The following is a 17,225-nucleotide window of genomic DNA, read 5'->3' as shown; positions in this document are numbered from 1 at the left end:
CGGTGCAGGCCGCGTATATTACGGATGCCGGCCGTGAAGCGCAACACTTTTGTGAAGAAGATGCTGCACTGCCGCGTTCAGCCCAGACTCGCTTCCTTCAGCTGCCGGATCTGGTCACGCACGCGCGCGGCATCCTCGAATTCCAGGTCCTTGGCGTGCTGGTACATCTGCTGCTCCAGCGCCTTGAGACGGGACGCCAGCTGGGCCGGGCTGAGCGATCGATAGTCACTCCCCTCCTCGGCAACGCCGGGCCTGCCCTTGCCCTTGCCCTTCTTTGCTTCCTTCTCGGCCGCATCGGAGCGCGCACCTTCCAGCACGTCGGTGATCGGACGCGCCACCGAGCGCGGCACGATGCCGTGCTGCTCGTTGTACTCGACCTGCTTGGCGCGACGACGGTCGGTCTCGTCGATCGCCGCCTGCATCGAACGGGTGATCTTGTCCGCATACAGGATCGCCTTGCCACGCACGTTGCGGGCGGCACGGCCGATGGTCTGGATCAGCGAGCCGGTCGAGCGCAGGAAGCCCTCCTTGTCGGCATCCAGGATCGCCACCAGAGACACCTCGGGCATGTCCAGGCCCTCGCGCAGCAGGTTGATGCCCACCAGCACATCGAACTTGCCCAGGCGCAGGTCACGGATGATCTCCACGCGCTCGACCGTGTCCACGTCCGAGTGCAGGTAACGCACGCGGATGCCGTGCTCGGTCAGGTACTCGGTGAGATTCTCGGCCATGCGCTTGGTCAGCGTCGTGACCAGCACCCGGTCACCGGCCTTGATGCGCGCGTTGGCCTCGCTCATCAGGTCGTCAACCTGGGTGCCCACCGGGCGGATCTCCACCACCGGGTCGATCAGCCCGGTGGGGCGTACGACCAGTTCGGTGATCTCGTCACCGGCCTCGCGGTACTCATAGGGGCCTGGCGTGGCCGACACATAGATGCTGCGCGGGCAGCGCTCTTCCCACTCCTCGAAGCGCAGCGGCCGGTTGTCCAGCGCCGAGGGCAGCCGGAACCCGAACTCGACCAGCGTCTCCTTGCGCGAACGGTCGCCCTTGAACATGGCGCCGATCTGCGGAATGGTCACGTGCGATTCGTCGATCACCAGCAGCGCGTCGGCCGGCAGGTAGTCGAACAATGTCGGCGGCGGTTCGCCGGCGTTCTTGCCGGTCAGGTGCCGGGAGTAGTTCTCGATGCCGTTGCAGTAGCCGACCTCGGCCATCATTTCCAGATCGAACTGGGTGCGCTGCGCCAGGCGCTGCGCCTCCACCAGCTTGTTCTGCGCGTACAGCTGCTCCAGGCGCTCCTTCAGCTCGACCTTGATCGTCTCGATCGCCGCCAGCACACGCTCGCGCGTGGTCGCATAGTGGGTCTTCGGGTACACAGTGAAGCGCTGCATGTTGCGCAGGGTTTCACCCGTGAGTGGGTCGAACAGGGTGATCTTCTCGACCTCGCCATCGAACAGTTCAAGGCGCAGCGCCTCGCTGTCCGACTCGGCCGGGAACACGTCGATCACTTCGCCGCGCACGCGGAACGTACCGCGCTGCAGCTCGTATTCGTTGCGCGTGTACTGCAGCTGGGTGAGGTGGTTGATCAGGTCGCGCTGGTCGATGCGCTCGCCCTTGGACAGGATCAGGCGCAGCGACAGGTAGTCTTCCGGCGCGCCCAGGCCATAGATTGCCGACACCGTCGCCACCACGATCGCGTCCGGGCGCGACAGCAGGGTCTTGGTCGCCGCCAGCCGCATCTGCTCGATGTGCTCGTTGATCGAACTGTCCTTCTCGATGAAGGTGTCCGACGACGGTACGTAGGCTTCCGGCTGGTAGTAGTCGTAGTAGCTGACGAAGTACTCCACCGCGTTGTGCGGGAAGAACGCCTTGAACTCGCCATACAGCTGCGCCGCCAGCGTTTTGTTCGGCGCCATGATCAGCGTCGGCTTCTGCACGTTCTGGATGACGTTGGCGATGGTGTAGGTCTTGCCCGAGCCGGTGACGCCCAGCAGGGTCTGCTTGGCGATGCCCGCTTCGAAGTTGCTGGTCAGCTTCGCGATGGCATCAGGCTGGTCGCCCGCCGGCGAATACGGCGAGACGAGTTCAAAACGGTCGCTCATGGTGGTGCCAGTTCACGGGAGTGGTGAGTATACGGGGCATGGAGTGACGGCCCGCTGAGGGGTTTCCGGGCAGGTGAGCGCGGCGTTGGCTGATGGTGAATGCCGCGGCGCACGTCGAGGCTGGAGGCATGTCCCATCGTCTTGGCCCTGCCCGGCTCCACCGCGGGCTCCATCTGATCGAGCTGCTGGTCGCCGTCATGGTGCTGTCGGTCCTGCTGGCGTTGGCCTGGGGCCCTTGGCAACGCACGCTGCGGCACTTCCAGGCGGAAGCGCTGCGCGCCGAACTGGTCGCCAGCCTGTCGATGGCGCGCAGCGCCGCCATCACCGAACGCCGCCGCGTGACGGTCTGCGGATCGTCGGACGGCATGATGTGTGACCAGGCATGGAGCCAGGGCTGGCGGGTGCAGGTCGAACCGGCCAACAGCGCGACCGCCGCCGCAAGGGAACTGCGCGTGCACGGGACACGCCAGCGTCATGTCGACCTGCGCACCAGCGATCATCGGCCCGACGTGCGGTTCCGGCCCGACGGCCGCAATGCCGGTACCAACCAGTCCATCGTGTTGTGCGTGGATGGACAGGAGCACAGCCGCGTCATCATCAGCGTCCCGGGACGGGTCAGGAGCCAGCGCCCGCCAAGGCCCACCGCCTGCTGAAGTCCGCAGCGCCATCGCAAAAAACGAAAAAAGCCGCGATTTCTCGCGGCTTTCTCGAATCTGGCGCCCGAAGTTGGACTCGAACCAACGACCCCCTGATTAACAGTCAAGTGCTCTAACCGGCTGAGCTATTCGGGCGGGGTGCGCATTTTAGCCAGCGCTTGCAGGGGAGTGCAAGCCTTTTCTGCAATGCCGCCCAAAGGCCTGCCCTTTACCAGCATCCAGGCCCCTTGCTGGCATTGGGCGTCTTCCGTCCGGCCTGGTCCAGGCTCAGTGTGCCGCAGTCGTCCTTCTTCTGGATCTCGGTCGGTGCCGCCTGCAGGGTAAAGGAGGTGCCGTTCGGCGTTCCCACATAGGAAAGCGTGTATCTGGCGGTACCGTCGCGTGGCGATTGCGAGAACGGCAGCGTCATGCCCGCGTAGGTGTTCTCCACGGTATGCCGCCGTTCCAGCATCTGCGCCAGCTCGACCAGATCGGCCTTGGCCTGGGCACGATTGGCCTTGCGCACATAGGCCTGGTACGAAGGCAATGCGATGGCAGCAAGAATGGCAACCACGGCCACGGTGATCATCAGCTCGATCAGGGTGAAGCCGGTGGCGGTTCGACGCCTGCTGTACACATGCATGGGCAACCTCGATATCGGATTCATCAACGGATCTGCCGCCACGACTGTCGTCCACAGGGCCGAGGCATGTAAAGCGGATCGGCGCCGGCCGCACGCAGCACAAACGTACACTGGCTGGCCTGCAGCATCTTGTCGACCGTGCATCCCGTATCGCCTGGTTTGCACGGCGTAAGCTTGGGCACAAAGATGTTGGTGTCCTTCACTGGCGGCCCCTGGCTGAGGTCACCCTTCTTGGTCAGGGCGACACCACCGCAGTTGCCGGTGCACAGCGCTTCTCCGCCGATGGTTGGGCTCAGGCCGGACATCTGGCCGCCACCGGTCAGCAGGTTGAGACCGTACAGCCAGTTCACGCCACCGCCGCTGCCGCAGATCGCGGTACCCGGCACATAGGACGTGAAGAACACGATGCCGTTCTGCACACGCGGGTTGCCGACGAAGCGCTCGCCTTCGACTGCCGATCCGGCCTGCAGGTCCACATACCAGCCGCGGGCCGAACCGTAGTTCACCGCATTGCGGGTGACATCACGCAATTGATAGCCGCTGGCCGATGTACCGGTAGTGATCACCTGCTGTACCAGGTTGTCGCGCGTGCCAACCGCACTGGCGAGGTTGTCCCAGATGCCATACAGCGACTGCACTGGCGAAGTGCTGCTGACCGCATTGTCATCGGCGGCGAAGTACTGGCCGGTACCGAAGAACAGACTGATGCCACCGCCTGGGCCCGTGCTGATCTCGATTCCGCTCATGATCGGCTGCGGGCTGTTGTTGCGCGTAGCGGTGAACAGCGGCGTTCCAGACAGGGCGATGTTCCAATCGGTCGGATCGGTGCTGGAAAGATCAAACTTCCAGATATTGCCCTGCATGTCACCGCCATACACAGTGTCGGTGATGCCGTCATTGTTCTTCAACGCCACCGTGGCGATGTTGATCAGGCCGTTGCGTGCCGCGTACTTGGCACCTACCGGCGAAAGCCGCTTGAGCACCTTGCCGGTCTGGATATCGACCACGAACAGCGCTGCCTTGCCGCTGGTGGAGTTGACGCCATTGCCGAAGATCGCGACGAAACGCGGCGCAGCATTGGCATCGGCGCCCTTCACCGCCACCACAGCCGGCTTGCCCAGCACGAACCCAAGATCCGACTCCGTCTTGCCCGAGACTTCCCACAACACACTCGATGCACCGAACGCGGTCGGATCGCTTACATTCAGCGCGAACACAGAGCCATTGCCTACGCTCGCCGCATTGGGCGCCTTGCTGGAGCCACCACCACCCGTAGTGCCCACCAGCACCGTGTTCCAGGCATCCCCATAGTAGACGTCGGACGACGTCAGTGGGCCATCCACGTAGTAGCGATGCCCATACTTGGGATTGGCCAGCTCAGCGATGTGCTGCATCGCAGCTGAGGGGATGAAAGCCAGCTCTTCCGTGCCGCCGGACGCCCCATTCGAACCGTTGAAACCATGCACCATGCCGTCATTGGCGCCAACATAGATCATCGTCGGCGGCCCTGATGTCGCACGCTTCGCTTTCAGGAAGGTGTCATAAGACGTGCCCAGCGTCGCCTTCCACTTGACTGTCGACTGCCTCGCCCAGCCTGCATAGCCGAAGTCATCCGTTTTGGACACGATCTCGGTGGTGGAATTGACGATGTCACCCAACGGCGATGTGCGCGAACGCAGGCCACTCACCGCGGCACCCCGCAGATAGTTGACCAGATTGGTCGAGGTCATCTTGCCGAACCAGGCAGGAATCGAGTCACTGAATCCCAACGCAGACAACTTCGCCCGCTCATTGCTGCCCGGCAGATTGGTGGCCAGGAACTCGGTCGCATTGACCGGGGTCACCGTGCCATCGGACGCGGTCTTGGTCGGGGACGTCGCCATGTAGATGCGGCGCGTGGCACTGCCGATGTTGCTGGACGCCTTCCAGAGCACGGCACCATCCGCACCTTGGCCGTCAACCTGGGTGGCAATGACATCACCGGTCCAGTCCACGGTGCCAGAGGGCACGCTGTAATGGGACGATACGGTGAACGAGTTGGTCGAAATACGCGCGCCACTGCCGCTACCACCGACCGGCGCATCACCTTCCGCTGCACTGTTGAAGATCGCCTCCAGCGCCTCCTTCAGTTTGGTCGGATTGCGTGCCAGGAAGTAGTTGTCCGGCACGCCTGGTTTCTTGCTGTCCCACTTCTTACCGGCCGGGACACCGTACTTGGCGGCATACCACAGCGGGCTTTCAAGCTGGCCAGCGGCAGTGGTAGAGGCCTTGTACTTGATGACTACCGGCTTTTGCCAATCGTCGCGGAAGTTGTTTGAGCTGGTCAGCACAGAGCCATTGCTGTTGCCCGGGCGCAGCGCCAGACGCTGCACGGTGCTGGAGGCATTCGAGCCTGTGATCGTGTAGCCGGTCAACATTGCGTTGCCCGCGTAGGCCGACAGGTTCTCAATGCGGACGAGTACCTCATCCTCTTCAACCTTGCCAGCCAGGGTCGTACCGATCCAGCTCTCCACTCTATTCTTTACCACGGTTGTGTAGTTGCACAGTCGTGTATTGCCGGCAGCACTGTTGCTCACTTTCGCATCAGCACGCCAGCAGATGTCGTTGAAATCCCCGGTGTCGTTGCACGCCGCACCCACGCAGTAGCTCAGCATGGCAACGACGTCGTTGTCATGGTCATTGCCCCACAGGGAGTCTTCCCACACCAGCGAGAAGCTGCCGGACTTCGCATCTGTACGGTAAGGACGGCCATAGACCAGCTTTCCGCCGGTGTCGTTGGCCTGCTTGGTGCCAATGCCGACCGAGCCCAGGAAGCAGCTGCGCCAGCCAGCGCTCGCTGCCGTTGCGCCACCGGTGTTGTTGGCCTGGCAGAGCGGAGCCAATCCGATCTTGCTGTTGCCCACCGCGATCTCGAACTGCGGGAGATTCTCGGCCATGGCAACGGCGTAGGTGGTGGCAGTGACCTTGTACGTACCTGGCTTGTTCTGCACGTTGGGGCGCAGATCGGTCACCGCGGCCGCCTTGGCCAGCCCCGCCATCAGGAAGCTGCCTTCCATGGAGGGAATGTCCGGGCAGATACCGCGCGCCTTGCTGAGGCTGCCGATTGTCTGCCCCTGGCAGATATCACTGTGGGTATCAAGCGAAGCACCGCGCGGTGTATCACCCACGCGACCGATCATGTAGCTCTTGCCGGCGATTCCTTCGGCCGTGCCGACTGCATCGGTCGCGGACTCCGCAGACGCGAGGCCGGTCACGGAACCGACGTTATCACTGTCGAAGGACGGCAGACCCGAAGACAGCACCAGAATGTTGCAGGTCGCACAATAGGAGTTGCCTCCATCTGCGGGCAGGCGATAGGGATCCTTCCAGCCGATATTGGTCGGCAGGCCGCTGAGATCTCCGCTGTCGCTGTAGATCTTGGAGCCCGCCGTGATGTAGCGCAGTGCTTCAGCATACATTTCCGCCAACGGGTTGCCCCAGGCGCTGCACTTCTGGCCACCGGTTCCCGGGTCGGCCAGGTTGCCATTTCCCTTCTGGTCCTGACGATTGAGGATGCCGTAGGTGTTGCAGTCATTCCAGTTGTTGGACCAGTTCCAGTTGTCCAAACGGAAGCTGGAAATCGCGTTGATCACCCCCTCGTCGTCGGCCTTGGCACTTCCCGTCAGGTTCAGGTAGCAGAACTGCCCCGTAGACAGGTCGATTTCATCACCCGTGCCGCAGAATTTCGTACCGTTGCCCGCGATCTTGCCGATGTTCCGCCGCAGGACACCACCATCCCGCGGATTGGCGTAGGTTCCCGTCACGAGTCCAAAGCGCAGTCGCCCGCTCTCACCGTAGGTCTGCAGCAGCCCAGCCGGCTTGAAGCGGTCGGTGATGCCATCGTTGTATTTGCGGCAGAAACTCTCGCGCACTGTGGAGTTGGCATCACACACCTCGACACGTACCGTGTAGTCCGGGACCGAGGTCGAGCGGGGAATGTCGGCGTAGCCATCGGCGTTGCTGGCTCGTCCGGTATCGCACTGATTGCTGGCAGTCGAAGCCCATTCGGTAAATGAACCTTCTGCCACACGCATCAAAGGCGCACCCTTGTCCGAACGCGTTACGCTGCAGAAGCTGAAAGCTGTCCCGCTTCCAGGAAGGTTGGCGAACTCGCGAAGATTCGACCCACTGTAGACCTTGACCCACGCATGCAGATCGCTGGGGATCGGCGCCCGCTCCAACACCGTCTTTTCCTTCGTATCGGTGAAGCGTTGACCGCCGTACAGAACGTAGCGCATCACATCCAGACGACTCATCGTCACCCAGTTGAGGAAGTTGCCCGACCACGCGCCGCTGCAACTGTGCTTGTTGGCGCCCTTTGCCTCTGCATTGGCCTTGAAGACACCACTGTTGTACGAGTAACAGAGGTTGTAGTCGAAGTAGCCTGAGTAATCGAACTTGTCTTGGTAGGTGGTATCCAGCACCCCGTCCCCATCCAGGTCGCTGTAGTCGCTGTAGGCCTTGTTGAACAGCTGCTCGTCGCGCGACATCACCATCATCATCAATGGCGGCTGGCTCTGCTTGCTGTACAGCGGCTCCTGCGCGATGTCGTAGTCACCAAGCGCGGCCTGCAGTGGAATGATCAACGCGGCAAGGCCCGCAAGCGCAGCAACACCAACACCGGCCCGCAGCCAGGTGGAGGAACGAAGTCGAAGGAAACGGCGCTCGCTGTTCATGGGATGAAGATCGTGTCGATGACCGCACTGGCGGACGCATTGGAGGGATCGTCACTGGCAAGCGCCGTGACCTGGTAGATGTTCCCGGTTTCTTCGTTCTGTCGGCCGCCGGTGCGCCGGCTGGACGCCGCAAAGCACTTGTCGATGCGACGCGTGTAGGTGGACTTGGTTTCACTGAGACCATCGGCCCACGTCTGCGGATCGTAGGAGGGACTGCATTCCTCCTGGTTGGCCTTGAAGATGCCCCCGTCAGCCAGTGCCTTCTCGATGGATTTCTCGGTCTGCCGGGCGTCGGCCTCAGCGTTCTGGAAGGCAACGTTGCTGCGCAGATAGTTGGCGGCCATCCGTTCCTGCATGCTCGTGACCTGCATGCCGGCGATACCCAGCAGGGCCATCAGTACAAGCATGATCAGCACGACATACAGCACCGCGCCGCGCTGGGAACGCGGTGAATGCAGAGAGCGGCGGCGGGCGGGATGGGTACGCATGGTGGCCTCAGTTGCCATACAGGCGATTGCGCAGAGCGATCGTGCTCTGGTAGGCGGCGCGCATGCGGCCGTCAGAGGGCGCGGTATAGGTCACGCCGAGCGCGGTCAGCGGCGCACTCGAACTGGCCTGGACAGATGCGGCCGGATCTGGACTGGATACCACCAGCCCCAGCTGCACCGTGCCCACACGTTGCCAGCCACGCGAGGCCGGCACGATGGAGGCCTGAACATCGGTCGCGGTACCCTGGCGATCAATGTAGCCGGTGGGCGACACCGTGCTCAGACCGTGATCCTGGCCATACAGCAATTGCATGTTCTCCACGCCTTCGACCAGCGCCTCTGCCGGTCCCGCCACCAGGGCAGCACCGGGCTTGGCGGTGAAACGAAGGCGATACAACGACGATTGCTTGGTCGTAGCGTCGTAGCCCACGTACAGGATCGACGTCTCGGCGCGATACAGCACCGCCTGGCCGGGCTCGTAGTTGCGGGCGATGGCCACGTCGTTGTTGGGTGCAGTGCCCACCGTCACGGTGCCGGCCTTTGCATCGATCGCACGAGCCTGGAAGACCGTGGCGGAAATGCAGTCGGCCACACCGAACAGCCCCGGGTCGGTAACTCCGCTATCAAGCACGGCAAGACGTTTGGGATCAAAACTGAAAACCGGCTGGGCAACCGTTCCGGCTACCGCCGTGACCGGCACACCGGTCGGCACCAGATAGCGCAGAGCGACGATATCGCTGCCGTCGACCCGGTTCTTGATGGCCGCGGCGAACTCACTCGGCAACGCCGGGGAGTACTTGTTGCCCCCCGTTGACGGCGTTGCCGCCAACGTCACTGCGTCGCCCGGCTTGGTATCCGTTGCTTCGTAGCCCTGGATCGACCGCGCGAAGTCCAGCGCGGGGTGGCCTCCCGCAGCGAAGGTGGTTGCCAAGGTGCCCTGCGGATCATGCGCCTGATCATTCACGCAGCCGAAGTGTCCGGCCATGCGCAGTTCGCGTTGCAGGGAATCCATCGCGAAACGGCTGTTCTCCTGGACCCGCGCCAGCCCTTCAGACAGCTGGTAGGCCGTGCGTGAAGCGGCGAACACCTGGACCACGCCCAGCATGATGATCAGGCCGATGGTCAGGGCGATCATCAACTCGATCAACGACAGGCCACTGATCGTTTGGCGGGAGCGCATTCTGGTCATCACAGCAGGCTCTCGGCAGCAAAGGTGGTGTCAGCCTTCGAATCGGGATTCCAACGCTCATCGCCCCAACTGACCGACACCCGTACCCGACCGTCATTGACGGTTACCGTTCCGGATGCCGAGTCACCCAGTGCGCGGCCCAGGCGACAGCGCCAGTCGCGGGTGAAGTCATCCTTGCCGATATCCTTGCCAATGGACGGCGCGCAGTCCCCCTTGCCAGTGGTAGCAGCATAGGTACCGGCATAGCTGAGCGCGTTGATCCGGTTGGCCCGGATCTGATCAAGCAGCTCGTACCCCAGGTTGGTGGCCTGGGTGCGGTAGTTCGCGCTCTGCACGAACCGTACATTCATCGTCTGCAGCAGCGCGAAGCCCAGCAGGCCGATACCCATCACCAGGATCGCGATCATGACCTCGATCAGGGTAAAGCCCCCCTGCGCGGTACGGTGAGGCTGGAAGCCGATCCTTCTCATGAGCAACTCTCCTTCAACAGCCGGACCTGTCCCGTAGGCGATATGCGTAGCGTCCGCTGCAGGGGCTGGTCGCCACACTTCTCAGGGCGAAGTGTCACATCCACTTCCGCGTTGGCGCGATTGCGGCCACGTCCATCGAAGCCGATGGTCAACGTTTCAGTTGCGGACTTCATGGTCGGGCGACCTTCGCTGTAGCGCAGCACGTTCTCACCGGAATCAAGCGACCCGTTACCGTTGCGATCCTCCCAGACCATCCAGCCGTCGGTCCAGCTGCTGCCATCACATTCTTTGCCCGCTGTGGATGCGCATACAGCCCCACCATGCGTGTTCTTTATTGCCTCGGAACGGGCAAGTGCCAGCGACGCGATCAGTTCGTTGGTCGTCGTGGCCACACGATTTGAGCGGATCGTGCTCTGGAAGCTGGGATAGGCGATGGTGCTCAGGATCGCCAGCACGGCAACCGTGACCATCAACTCAACCAGCGTAAAGCCGTTTTGCCGGCGCAAAGACATTGGACGCTCCCCAGCGTGTTGATGGCCACCATGGGCCATCGCCCTGCCACCGGCAAGCGGCGGCAGGATGAACGGTCATTCCGGGGCGACGGGCGTCAAAGCCTTGACGACCCGCACCTTCCCACACCGGCCGGCGCGATCCCCATCGCACCGGCCCGGGCTCAGGCCAGCACTTGGTAGCAGGGCTGGTATTCGCCGGAGATCTTCATCCGGCGCTGCTCGACGAAAGCGCGCAGCAACGCGTCCAGCGCCTGCATCATGTCCGGGTCGCCATGGATCTGGAACGGTCCGAACTGTTCGATGCGACGCATGCCGTCTTCCTTCACGTTGCCGGCGACGATGCCCGAGAACGCGCGGCGCAGGTCGGCCGCCAAGGCGTGCGGGGCACGTCCGTGGTGCAGGTCCAGCGCGGCCATTGCCTCGTGGGTCGGCACGAACGGCTGCTGGTACTCCCACGGAATCTCGATCGACCAGTTGAAGAAGAACGAGTCCTTCTGTGCCAGGCGGTGCTCACGCACGCGCTTGATGCCGTTGGCCATCTTCTTTGCCACCGCCACCGGGTCGCCGATGACGATCTCGTAGCGCTCGGCGGCCGCATCGCCCAGGGTCAGGCGGATGAAGCGGTCGATCTGCTCGAAGTACGGCGCCGCCACCGTCGGGCCGGTCAGGATCAGCGGGAACGGCAGGTCCTTGTTTTCCTCGCGCAGCAGGATGCCGAGCAGGTACAGGATTTCCTCGGCAGTGCCGACGCCACCGGCGAACACGATGATGCCGTGGCCAATGCGGACGAAGGCCTCAAGGCGCTTCTCGATGTCCGGCATGATCACCAGGTGGTTGACGATCGGGTTCGGCGACTCGGCGGCGATGATGCCCGGCTCGGTCAGGCCGATGTAACGCGTCACGGTACGGCGCTGCTTGGCGTGGGCAATGGTGGCGCCCTTCATCGGGCCCTTCATCGCGCCTGGACCGCAGCCGGTGCAGATGTCCAGGCCGCGCAGGCCCAGCTCGTAGCCCACCTGCTTGGTATACAGGTATTCGTCGCGCGAGATCGAATGGCCACCCCAGCACACGACCAGGTTCGGGTCGCCCGGGTTGAGGATGCGCGCATTGCGCAGCAGGCCGAACACCGCGTTGGTGATGCCCTCGGACGACTCCAGCTCGGCCGCGTAGGCCGGGCCCATCTCGATGGCCATGTAGGCCAGGTCACGCACCACCGCGAACAGCAGTTCGGCGACACCGCGGATGATCTCGCCGTCGACAAAGGCCATTGCCGGCGCATTGACCAGGTCGATACGCACGCCGCGATCCTGCTGCGCCACCTGGATGTCGAAATCGGGATACAGATCGCGCGCCGCGCGCGGATCGTCAGAGGCACTGCCGCTGGTCAGCACGGCCAGCGCGCATCTGCGCAGCAGCTCGTGCATGCCGCCCGCAGATGCATCGCGCAGGCGAGCCACTTCGGCCCGCGACAGCACATCCAGCCCACCGCGCGGGTAGATCCGCGCGTCCTGCACCGGCAGTGCACGGGCTGATTTTTCGTTCGTGGTCATGTCCAATTTTTCGCTTCCTTCAAGGTTTCCGACTGTACTGCCGCCCCCTTAAAAAGCAAAACGGCCGGGAAGCCCGACCGTTGGATGTGTGCTTCCCGCGTTCGCCTTTCCGGGACCGCATCGGCGGCGTTGGCACCGCGCACATTTCCGGATGCTACGCCGATGCCAGATGACCTGCAAGGACTTTCGCATGAACGGAAAACGGCCGGGTTTCCCCGGCCGTTTCCACTTACTGCTTCAGGCTCTGACGGATCAGAACTTGTACTTCACGGTCAGCTGCATCGACCAGCGCGACACGGCGGTGTTGCCCTTGTCGTTGTTGTTTTCCTGGATCGACGAGTTGTCGGTACGGCCGGTGAAGTTGTACAGGTACTTGCCGGTAGCCGGGTCGATACCCGAGTAGTTGGCAACGCGACGGGTGGCGTAGAAGCCGTAATCGTCGATCAGACCCCACTTCTTGTTGAGCAGATTGCCGACATTCATGATGTCCAGCGCGATCTCGCCCTTGTGGGTCTTCGCAAAGCCCGGGAACTCCTGGCTGATGCGGACATCGAAGCTGTTGACCCACTTGGCGCGGTGCGCGTTGGCCGGGACCACGCTGCCACGGTAGGCATCAAGCTCCGGATTCTGCGCCAGCCATTCGAAGAACTTCTTCTCCATGTCGGCGCCGCCGGTGAAGATCACGTCACCCGGGCCCTTCGGCACGTAGAACAGATCGTTGGTGCCTGCGCCGTCGCCGTTCACGTCGTTATAGAACACGTAGCTGTACGGACGACCCGAACGGCCTTCATAGAACAGGCCGACGCGGGTGGCATTGTCACCGAAGAAGTTGTGCTTCCACTCCAGGGTACCGGTGATGCGGTCCTTGATCGCATAGCGCGAGTTGTACGCAACGTTGTCGTTGGCGTTCAGGCTCAGCGTGTTGTTCCAGTTCGAGGTGTTCTGCGAGCTGGACAGCGGGCTCACTTCCTTCGCCTGAGTGTAGGTATAACCCAGCGACCAGCCCCAGTTCTCGGTCAGCGGCTTGGCCAGCGAGAACGTAGCCTGGGAACCGCGACCCTTGTCGGTGTTGCGCAGCAGGATCACGTCGCCGATATCGCTCGGACGGTTGACACGGTCACTCGGGCAGGTCTGATCGGTGGCCGAGCAGGCACGACCGTTCTTCTGGCCAGCCTGCATGCCGTTCGAGCCAGCATTGGCACCGTTCATGCCGTAGTCGTTCCAGTACAGCGCACGACCGTCCTGACCAACCGAGCGGTTGGCATTCGGGGTCATGACGTCCAGACGATCAAAGTACAGACCATCCTTGACCTTGGTGACCAGCAGCTCGGCCGACGCCACGATGCCGTACCACGGCAGTTCGTGATCGAAGGCCAGGTTGGCCTTCCAGACCGACGGCAGGCGGGTACCGGGAGCGATCAGGTCGACGTTCTGACGTGCCGAAGCAAGCGACGGGTCCGGGATGAACGGATTGTCAGCATCGAAGCTAAAACCACCCGGATTGCGGGTCAGGTTGTACTCGGCGTAGTTCAGGCCGGTGTTCTGGTAGGCACCCGCCAGCCACACGTTCGGGGCAGCACCGCCGAACAGGCCCACGCCACCGCGCAGCTGGGTCGGACGGTCGCTATCGAAGGTGTAGTTGAAGCCGACGCGCGGCTGGAACAGCTTCTTGTCGACCAGCTTGGTGTTGTTGAAGCCGTACAGCTGCTCGATGCGCGGGTTGTACAGGCGCTGGGTGCTGAAGTCCGGCATGTCAACGCGGACACCGAACATCAGGCTCAGGTTGTAGTTGATCGCCCAGGTATCCTGGATGAACAGACCCGTGTTCTTCAGGTGGAACTTCGCCGGAATGTCATCCAGGCTGCCACCAGCACGCGGCACGCGCACCTGGTACGCGGACGGGGTGCCGGCTTCAAACGCAGCCAGGTTGGCGAACTCATACGCGCCGTACAGGTTGCGACCGTAGAAGTTCATCAGGTCGTTGTCGGTGTAGTCAAAGCCGAACTTGACGGTGTGGTCACCGACATACCAGGTACCGGCACCGAAGGCGCTCAGTTCCTTCGACTCCACCAGGTTGGTGTGGGTGTTCTGCTCGGTACCCAGGTACAGCGAATTATTGTTGTCGAAGCGGACGCGGATCTGCGGCAGGTGCGAAGCGGCAACGCGGTTGGACGAGTAGTCCTTGTGCGAGACCTTGAACTCGGTCGAGAAGTTCTCGGACCAGTCACTGAACAGTTCACCCATCCAGGTCTCATACTCGGTCGGCTGGGTGTACCAGAAGTCACTCAGCGAAATTTCGCTGTTGCTGACCTTCGGGAAACGCACCACGTCCTGCTTCATCTTGTTGTAGCGCAGGGCCGCACGGTGGTTCTCGTTGATGTTCCAGTCCAGCTTGACCGCGTACTCTTCGATCTCGGTCTTGTTGTTCAGCGCACCGACGCCGCCGACCTGATAGCCAAGATCGGACATGCGCTTCTGGACGCGGGCGATATCAGCATCGCTGATGCCGCCAGCCTTGTTGTAGGGGCTTTCGCCAAGGCTGACGCCGCCACCGCTACGCTCGTACTTTTCGTAGTTGGTGAAGAAGAACAGCTTGTCCTTGACGATCGGGCCGCCGAAGGTCATGCCGTAGGTCTTCTCGTCCTTGAAGCCGTTAAAGTCCTGCTTGTCACCTTCCAGGCGCGAACGGACCATGTCCTTGTCGCGGTACGAACCGTACACGGTGCCGTGGAATTCATTGGTACCCGACTTGGTCACGGCGTTGATCACCGCACCGGTACCACCAGCGATGGTGGTGTCGTAGTTGGCCAGGTCGATGTTGATTTCCTGGATGGCGTCCATCGACACCGGCTGACGCTCGGTCGGCAGGTTGTTGGAGCCCAGGCCGAACGGATCGGAGGCGCTGATGCCGTCGATGCGGATGGCGTTGTAACGGGTGTTCTGGCCACCGGCCGAGATCGCGCCGTCAGCCTTGCTGACCTGCGAGATACGCGGATCCAGGCGGATGTAGTCCTGGATGTTGCGGTTGGCCGACGGCAGCGCGTCCATCGTTTCGCGCGTCACGTTGGTGCCGCTGCCCATCTTGGTGGCGCTGAACAGGTCCAGGCCGCCGGCGGTGGCGACAACGTTCACGGCGTCCAGGTTGGTGGCGGCCAGGTCGCCGCCGAGACTGGCGTTGACCGTGTTGACCTGGTTCAGGTTCAGGTAGACACCTTCTTCGGTCTTGGTGCCTTCACCGGACTTGGTGATGGTGATGGTGTACGGGCCACCCACGCGCAGGCCGCGCGCGTTGTAACGACCCGACGCGTCGGTGGTGGCACGCGAAACGGTGCCCGACTCGGTGTGGGTGATGGTGACTTCAGCGCCAGCGACAGGCTGGCCTGCAGAGGACATCACCTGGCCGCCAACACCGGCAGAGGTGCTCTGGGCGAAGGCGGGAGCGGCGGCGAGCGCAGCCACGAGACCAAGGGTGAGCTTGGACATCCGGAGTGGGTGGGTCATTTTTCGGTAGCCTCGATGCGAGTTGGCGATGGCGGAAAAAAAGCGCATCCAAACAGCCCTGCGGGTGGCTGGTCGGACATTTATCTGGGGTTCCCTACCGCTTGGCTGAAGGAAGCCACAACGGTTAACACTAGATTAACACGCTACGCCATCAATGTGACGGTTGTGCGACAAACGGCACCGGATCGCAACGCAATCGTGACGGGTTCTTCACTCCGCCTTTCCCCGGCGCTCACTCGGCCGGGGACGCCCCGCTGGCATCGAGAATCCGGCCGCGCCAGGTGGCGCCAGCACCGGACAACAGGGTCACGGCCGCAGCGGCGGCGGCCTCCGGGCCTTGGGCGGCCGGGTCCTGGTCGACGGAATACGCCCGGGCCCGCAGGGCTGTGCGCAGCGGGCCGGGGTACAGGCCACTGACCCGTACCGGGCTGCGGCCGAGTTCGTCATGCAGGCTGGCAATCAGACCACGCAGGCCATGCTGGGCCGCACCGTAACCGCCCCAGTAAGCCTGCCCGACCCGGTCGGGGGCATCGACCGCAAACACCAGCGCCGCATCTTCGCGCTGCCGCAGCAGTGGCAGGCAGGCCTGGGCCAGCCAGGCCGGCGCGGTCAAGGTAACGTGCACCGCGCGGGCGAAACTGGCCGGGTCGGCCAGCTCGAACGGGGTCAGGCCCGGGAAGTGGGCGGCACAGACCAGCAGGCCGTCCAGCCGCCCCAGCTCGCGCTGCAGGGCCTGGGCCAGCTCGGCATAGTCGTCGGGGCCTGCGCCTTCCAGGTCCAACGGGTACAGCAGGGGTTCCGGGCCGACCGCCTGGACCTGGGCGTAGACACGGTCCAGGCGCCGCGGCTTGCGGCCCAGCAGGACCACGGTGGCCCCAGCGGCTGCAGCAGCCACTGCCGCAGCACTGCCCAGCCCACCACCGGCACCGGCGACCAGTACCACGCGATCCTGCAACGGGCGGCCATCGAGCGCCCCGTCGGTCGGTGACGTCGATGGCCAGGCACTCATCCCTGGGTCGCCTCTTCGACGATGCGCTTGAGCTCGCCGGCTTCGAACAGCTCCAGCACGATGTCGCAGCCGCCGATCAACTCACCGTTGATGAACAGCTGCGGGAAGGTCGGGAGGTTGGAAAAGCGCGGCAGGTTGGCGCGGATCTCGGGCTCTTCCAGCACGTTGACGGTGCGCAGGGTGACCGCGCCGGCCGCCATCAACGCCTGTACGGCGCGGCTGGAGAAGCCGCACATCGGGTATTGCGGGGTGCCCTTCATGAACAGCACGAGCGGGTAACGATCGACCTCGGCCTGGATTTGCTGCATTACCGCCACAACCACACTCCTTGCTTCGCCGGACAAACCGACCGTGATGGTCGGCTAGACTGCCCACGGTAGCCGCCATTGTAAGCGGATGGAACCGGCTGCC

At 63.1% G+C, this 17,225-nt stretch carries 12 protein-coding genes and 1 tRNA gene; 1 reads left to right on the top strand and 12 read right to left on the bottom strand.

Annotated features, from left to right (window positions below; translation table 11 throughout):
- Nucleotides 1-77: 77 nt before the first annotated feature.
- Nucleotides 78-2,102 (bottom strand): excinuclease ABC subunit UvrB, encoded by a 2,025-nt coding sequence (uvrB, locus tag N7573_RS02555; protein ID WP_032128896.1) that lies wholly within the window; start codon nt 2,100-2,102, stop codon nt 78-80.
- Between the two features lie 128 nt (nt 2,103-2,230).
- Between uvrB and N7573_RS02550 the strand changes: the two genes are divergently transcribed.
- Nucleotides 2,231-2,755, top strand: coding sequence for a GspH/FimT family pseudopilin (locus tag N7573_RS02550; RefSeq protein ID WP_279912292.1), 525 nt, complete (start codon nt 2,231-2,233; stop codon nt 2,753-2,755).
- Between the two features lie 61 nt (nt 2,756-2,816).
- On the opposite strand, the gene N7573_RS02545 is transcribed toward N7573_RS02550, so the two are convergent.
- From N7573_RS02545 to grxD, 11 genes are all read right to left on the bottom strand, one after another.
- Nucleotides 2,817-2,893: transfer RNA gene (locus N7573_RS02545), tRNA-Asn, on the bottom strand.
- A 73-nt stretch (nt 2,894-2,966) separates the two neighbouring features.
- Nucleotides 2,967-3,380 carry a type IV pilin protein gene (locus N7573_RS02540; RefSeq protein ID WP_049399924.1) on the bottom strand — a complete coding sequence of 138 codons (414 nt, stop codon included), beginning with the start codon at nt 3,378-3,380 and terminating at the stop codon, nt 2,967-2,969.
- A gap of 23 nt (nt 3,381-3,403) precedes the next feature.
- Nucleotides 3,404-7,843, bottom strand: a complete 4,440-nt coding sequence (locus tag N7573_RS02535; RefSeq protein WP_279943070.1) for a PilC/PilY family type IV pilus protein — start codon at nt 7,841-7,843, stop codon at nt 3,404-3,406.
- Nucleotides 7,844-8,091: 248 nt separating this feature from the next.
- Nucleotides 8,092-8,583 (bottom strand): PilX N-terminal domain-containing pilus assembly protein, encoded by a 492-nt coding sequence (locus N7573_RS02530; protein WP_097049164.1) that lies wholly within the window; start codon nt 8,581-8,583, stop codon nt 8,092-8,094.
- A gap of 7 nt (nt 8,584-8,590) precedes the next feature.
- On the bottom strand, nt 8,591-9,763 hold the full coding sequence (locus tag N7573_RS02525; RefSeq protein WP_279912290.1) for a PilW family protein: 1,173 nt from the start codon (nt 9,761-9,763) through the stop codon (nt 8,591-8,593).
- 8 nt (nt 9,764-9,771) lie between these two features.
- Entirely contained in the window at nt 9,772-10,242 is a 471-nt protein-coding gene (gene pilV, locus N7573_RS02520) for a type IV pilus modification protein PilV (RefSeq protein ID WP_049399922.1), read from the bottom strand.
- Nucleotides 10,239-10,754: a Tfp pilus assembly protein FimT/FimU gene (locus N7573_RS02515; protein WP_049399921.1), complete on the bottom strand. Its 516-nt coding sequence runs from the start codon at nt 10,752-10,754 to the stop codon at nt 10,239-10,241. Before N7573_RS02515 ends, pilV begins: the two co-directional genes overlap by 4 nt.
- A 161-nt stretch (nt 10,755-10,915) precedes the next feature.
- The gene (gene ppnN, locus N7573_RS02510) at nt 10,916-12,304 is read right to left on the bottom strand and encodes a nucleotide 5'-monophosphate nucleosidase PpnN (protein WP_010486098.1); all 1,389 of its coding nucleotides are present in this window, start codon (nt 12,302-12,304) and stop codon (nt 10,916-10,918) included.
- Nucleotides 12,305-12,556: 252 nt separating this feature from the next.
- The gene (locus N7573_RS02505) at nt 12,557-15,805 is read right to left on the bottom strand and encodes a carboxypeptidase regulatory-like domain-containing protein (protein WP_080355163.1); all 3,249 of its coding nucleotides are present in this window, start codon (nt 15,803-15,805) and stop codon (nt 12,557-12,559) included.
- Nucleotides 15,806-16,037: 232 nt separating this feature from the next.
- Nucleotides 16,038-16,814: an SDR family NAD(P)-dependent oxidoreductase gene (locus N7573_RS02500; protein ID WP_279913025.1), complete on the bottom strand. Its 777-nt coding sequence runs from the start codon at nt 16,812-16,814 to the stop codon at nt 16,038-16,040.
- Complete coding sequence (grxD, locus tag N7573_RS02495) at nt 16,811-17,131, bottom strand: Grx4 family monothiol glutaredoxin (protein WP_005408852.1); 321 nt, start codon at nt 17,129-17,131, stop codon at nt 16,811-16,813. The genes N7573_RS02500 and grxD overlap by 4 nt, the downstream gene beginning before the upstream one ends.
- Nucleotides 17,132-17,225: the final 94 nt, after the last annotated feature.

This window comes from Stenotrophomonas sp. GD04054 (assembly GCF_029836955.1).
GTDB classification, from domain to species: domain Bacteria; phylum Pseudomonadota; class Gammaproteobacteria; order Xanthomonadales; family Xanthomonadaceae; genus Stenotrophomonas; species Stenotrophomonas maltophilia_A.
Note: the sequence above shows the minus strand (reverse complement) of the source record. Positions and strands in the feature narration are given on the sequence as shown.

Bases quoted from the DNA above. Each gene is read 5' to 3' on its own strand.
- uvrB (WP_032128896.1), bottom strand. From the start codon at position 2,102: ATGAGCGACCGTTTTGAACTCGTCTCGCCGTATTCGCCGGCGGGCGAC.
- N7573_RS02550 (WP_279912292.1), top strand. From the start codon at position 2,231: ATGTCCCATCGTCTTGGCCCTGCCCGGCTCCACCGCGGGCTCCATCTG.
- N7573_RS02540 (WP_049399924.1), bottom strand. From the start codon at position 3,380: ATGCATGTGTACAGCAGGCGTCGAACCGCCACCGGCTTCACCCTGATC.
- N7573_RS02530 (WP_097049164.1), bottom strand. From the start codon at position 8,583: ATGCGTACCCATCCCGCCCGCCGCCGCTCTCTGCATTCACCGCGTTCC.
- N7573_RS02525 (WP_279912290.1), bottom strand. From the start codon at position 9,763: ATGCGCTCCCGCCAAACGATCAGTGGCCTGTCGTTGATCGAGTTGATG.
- pilV (WP_049399922.1), bottom strand. From the start codon at position 10,242: ATGAGAAGGATCGGCTTCCAGCCTCACCGTACCGCGCAGGGGGGCTTT.
- N7573_RS02515 (WP_049399921.1), bottom strand. From the start codon at position 10,754: ATGTCTTTGCGCCGGCAAAACGGCTTTACGCTGGTTGAGTTGATGGTC.
- ppnN (WP_010486098.1), bottom strand. From the start codon at position 12,304: ATGACCACGAACGAAAAATCAGCCCGTGCACTGCCGGTGCAGGACGCG.
- N7573_RS02505 (WP_080355163.1), bottom strand. From the start codon at position 15,805: ATGACCCACCCACTCCGGATGTCCAAGCTCACCCTTGGTCTCGTGGCT.
- N7573_RS02500 (WP_279913025.1), bottom strand. From the start codon at position 16,814: ATGAGTGCCTGGCCATCGACGTCACCGACCGACGGGGCGCTCGATGGC.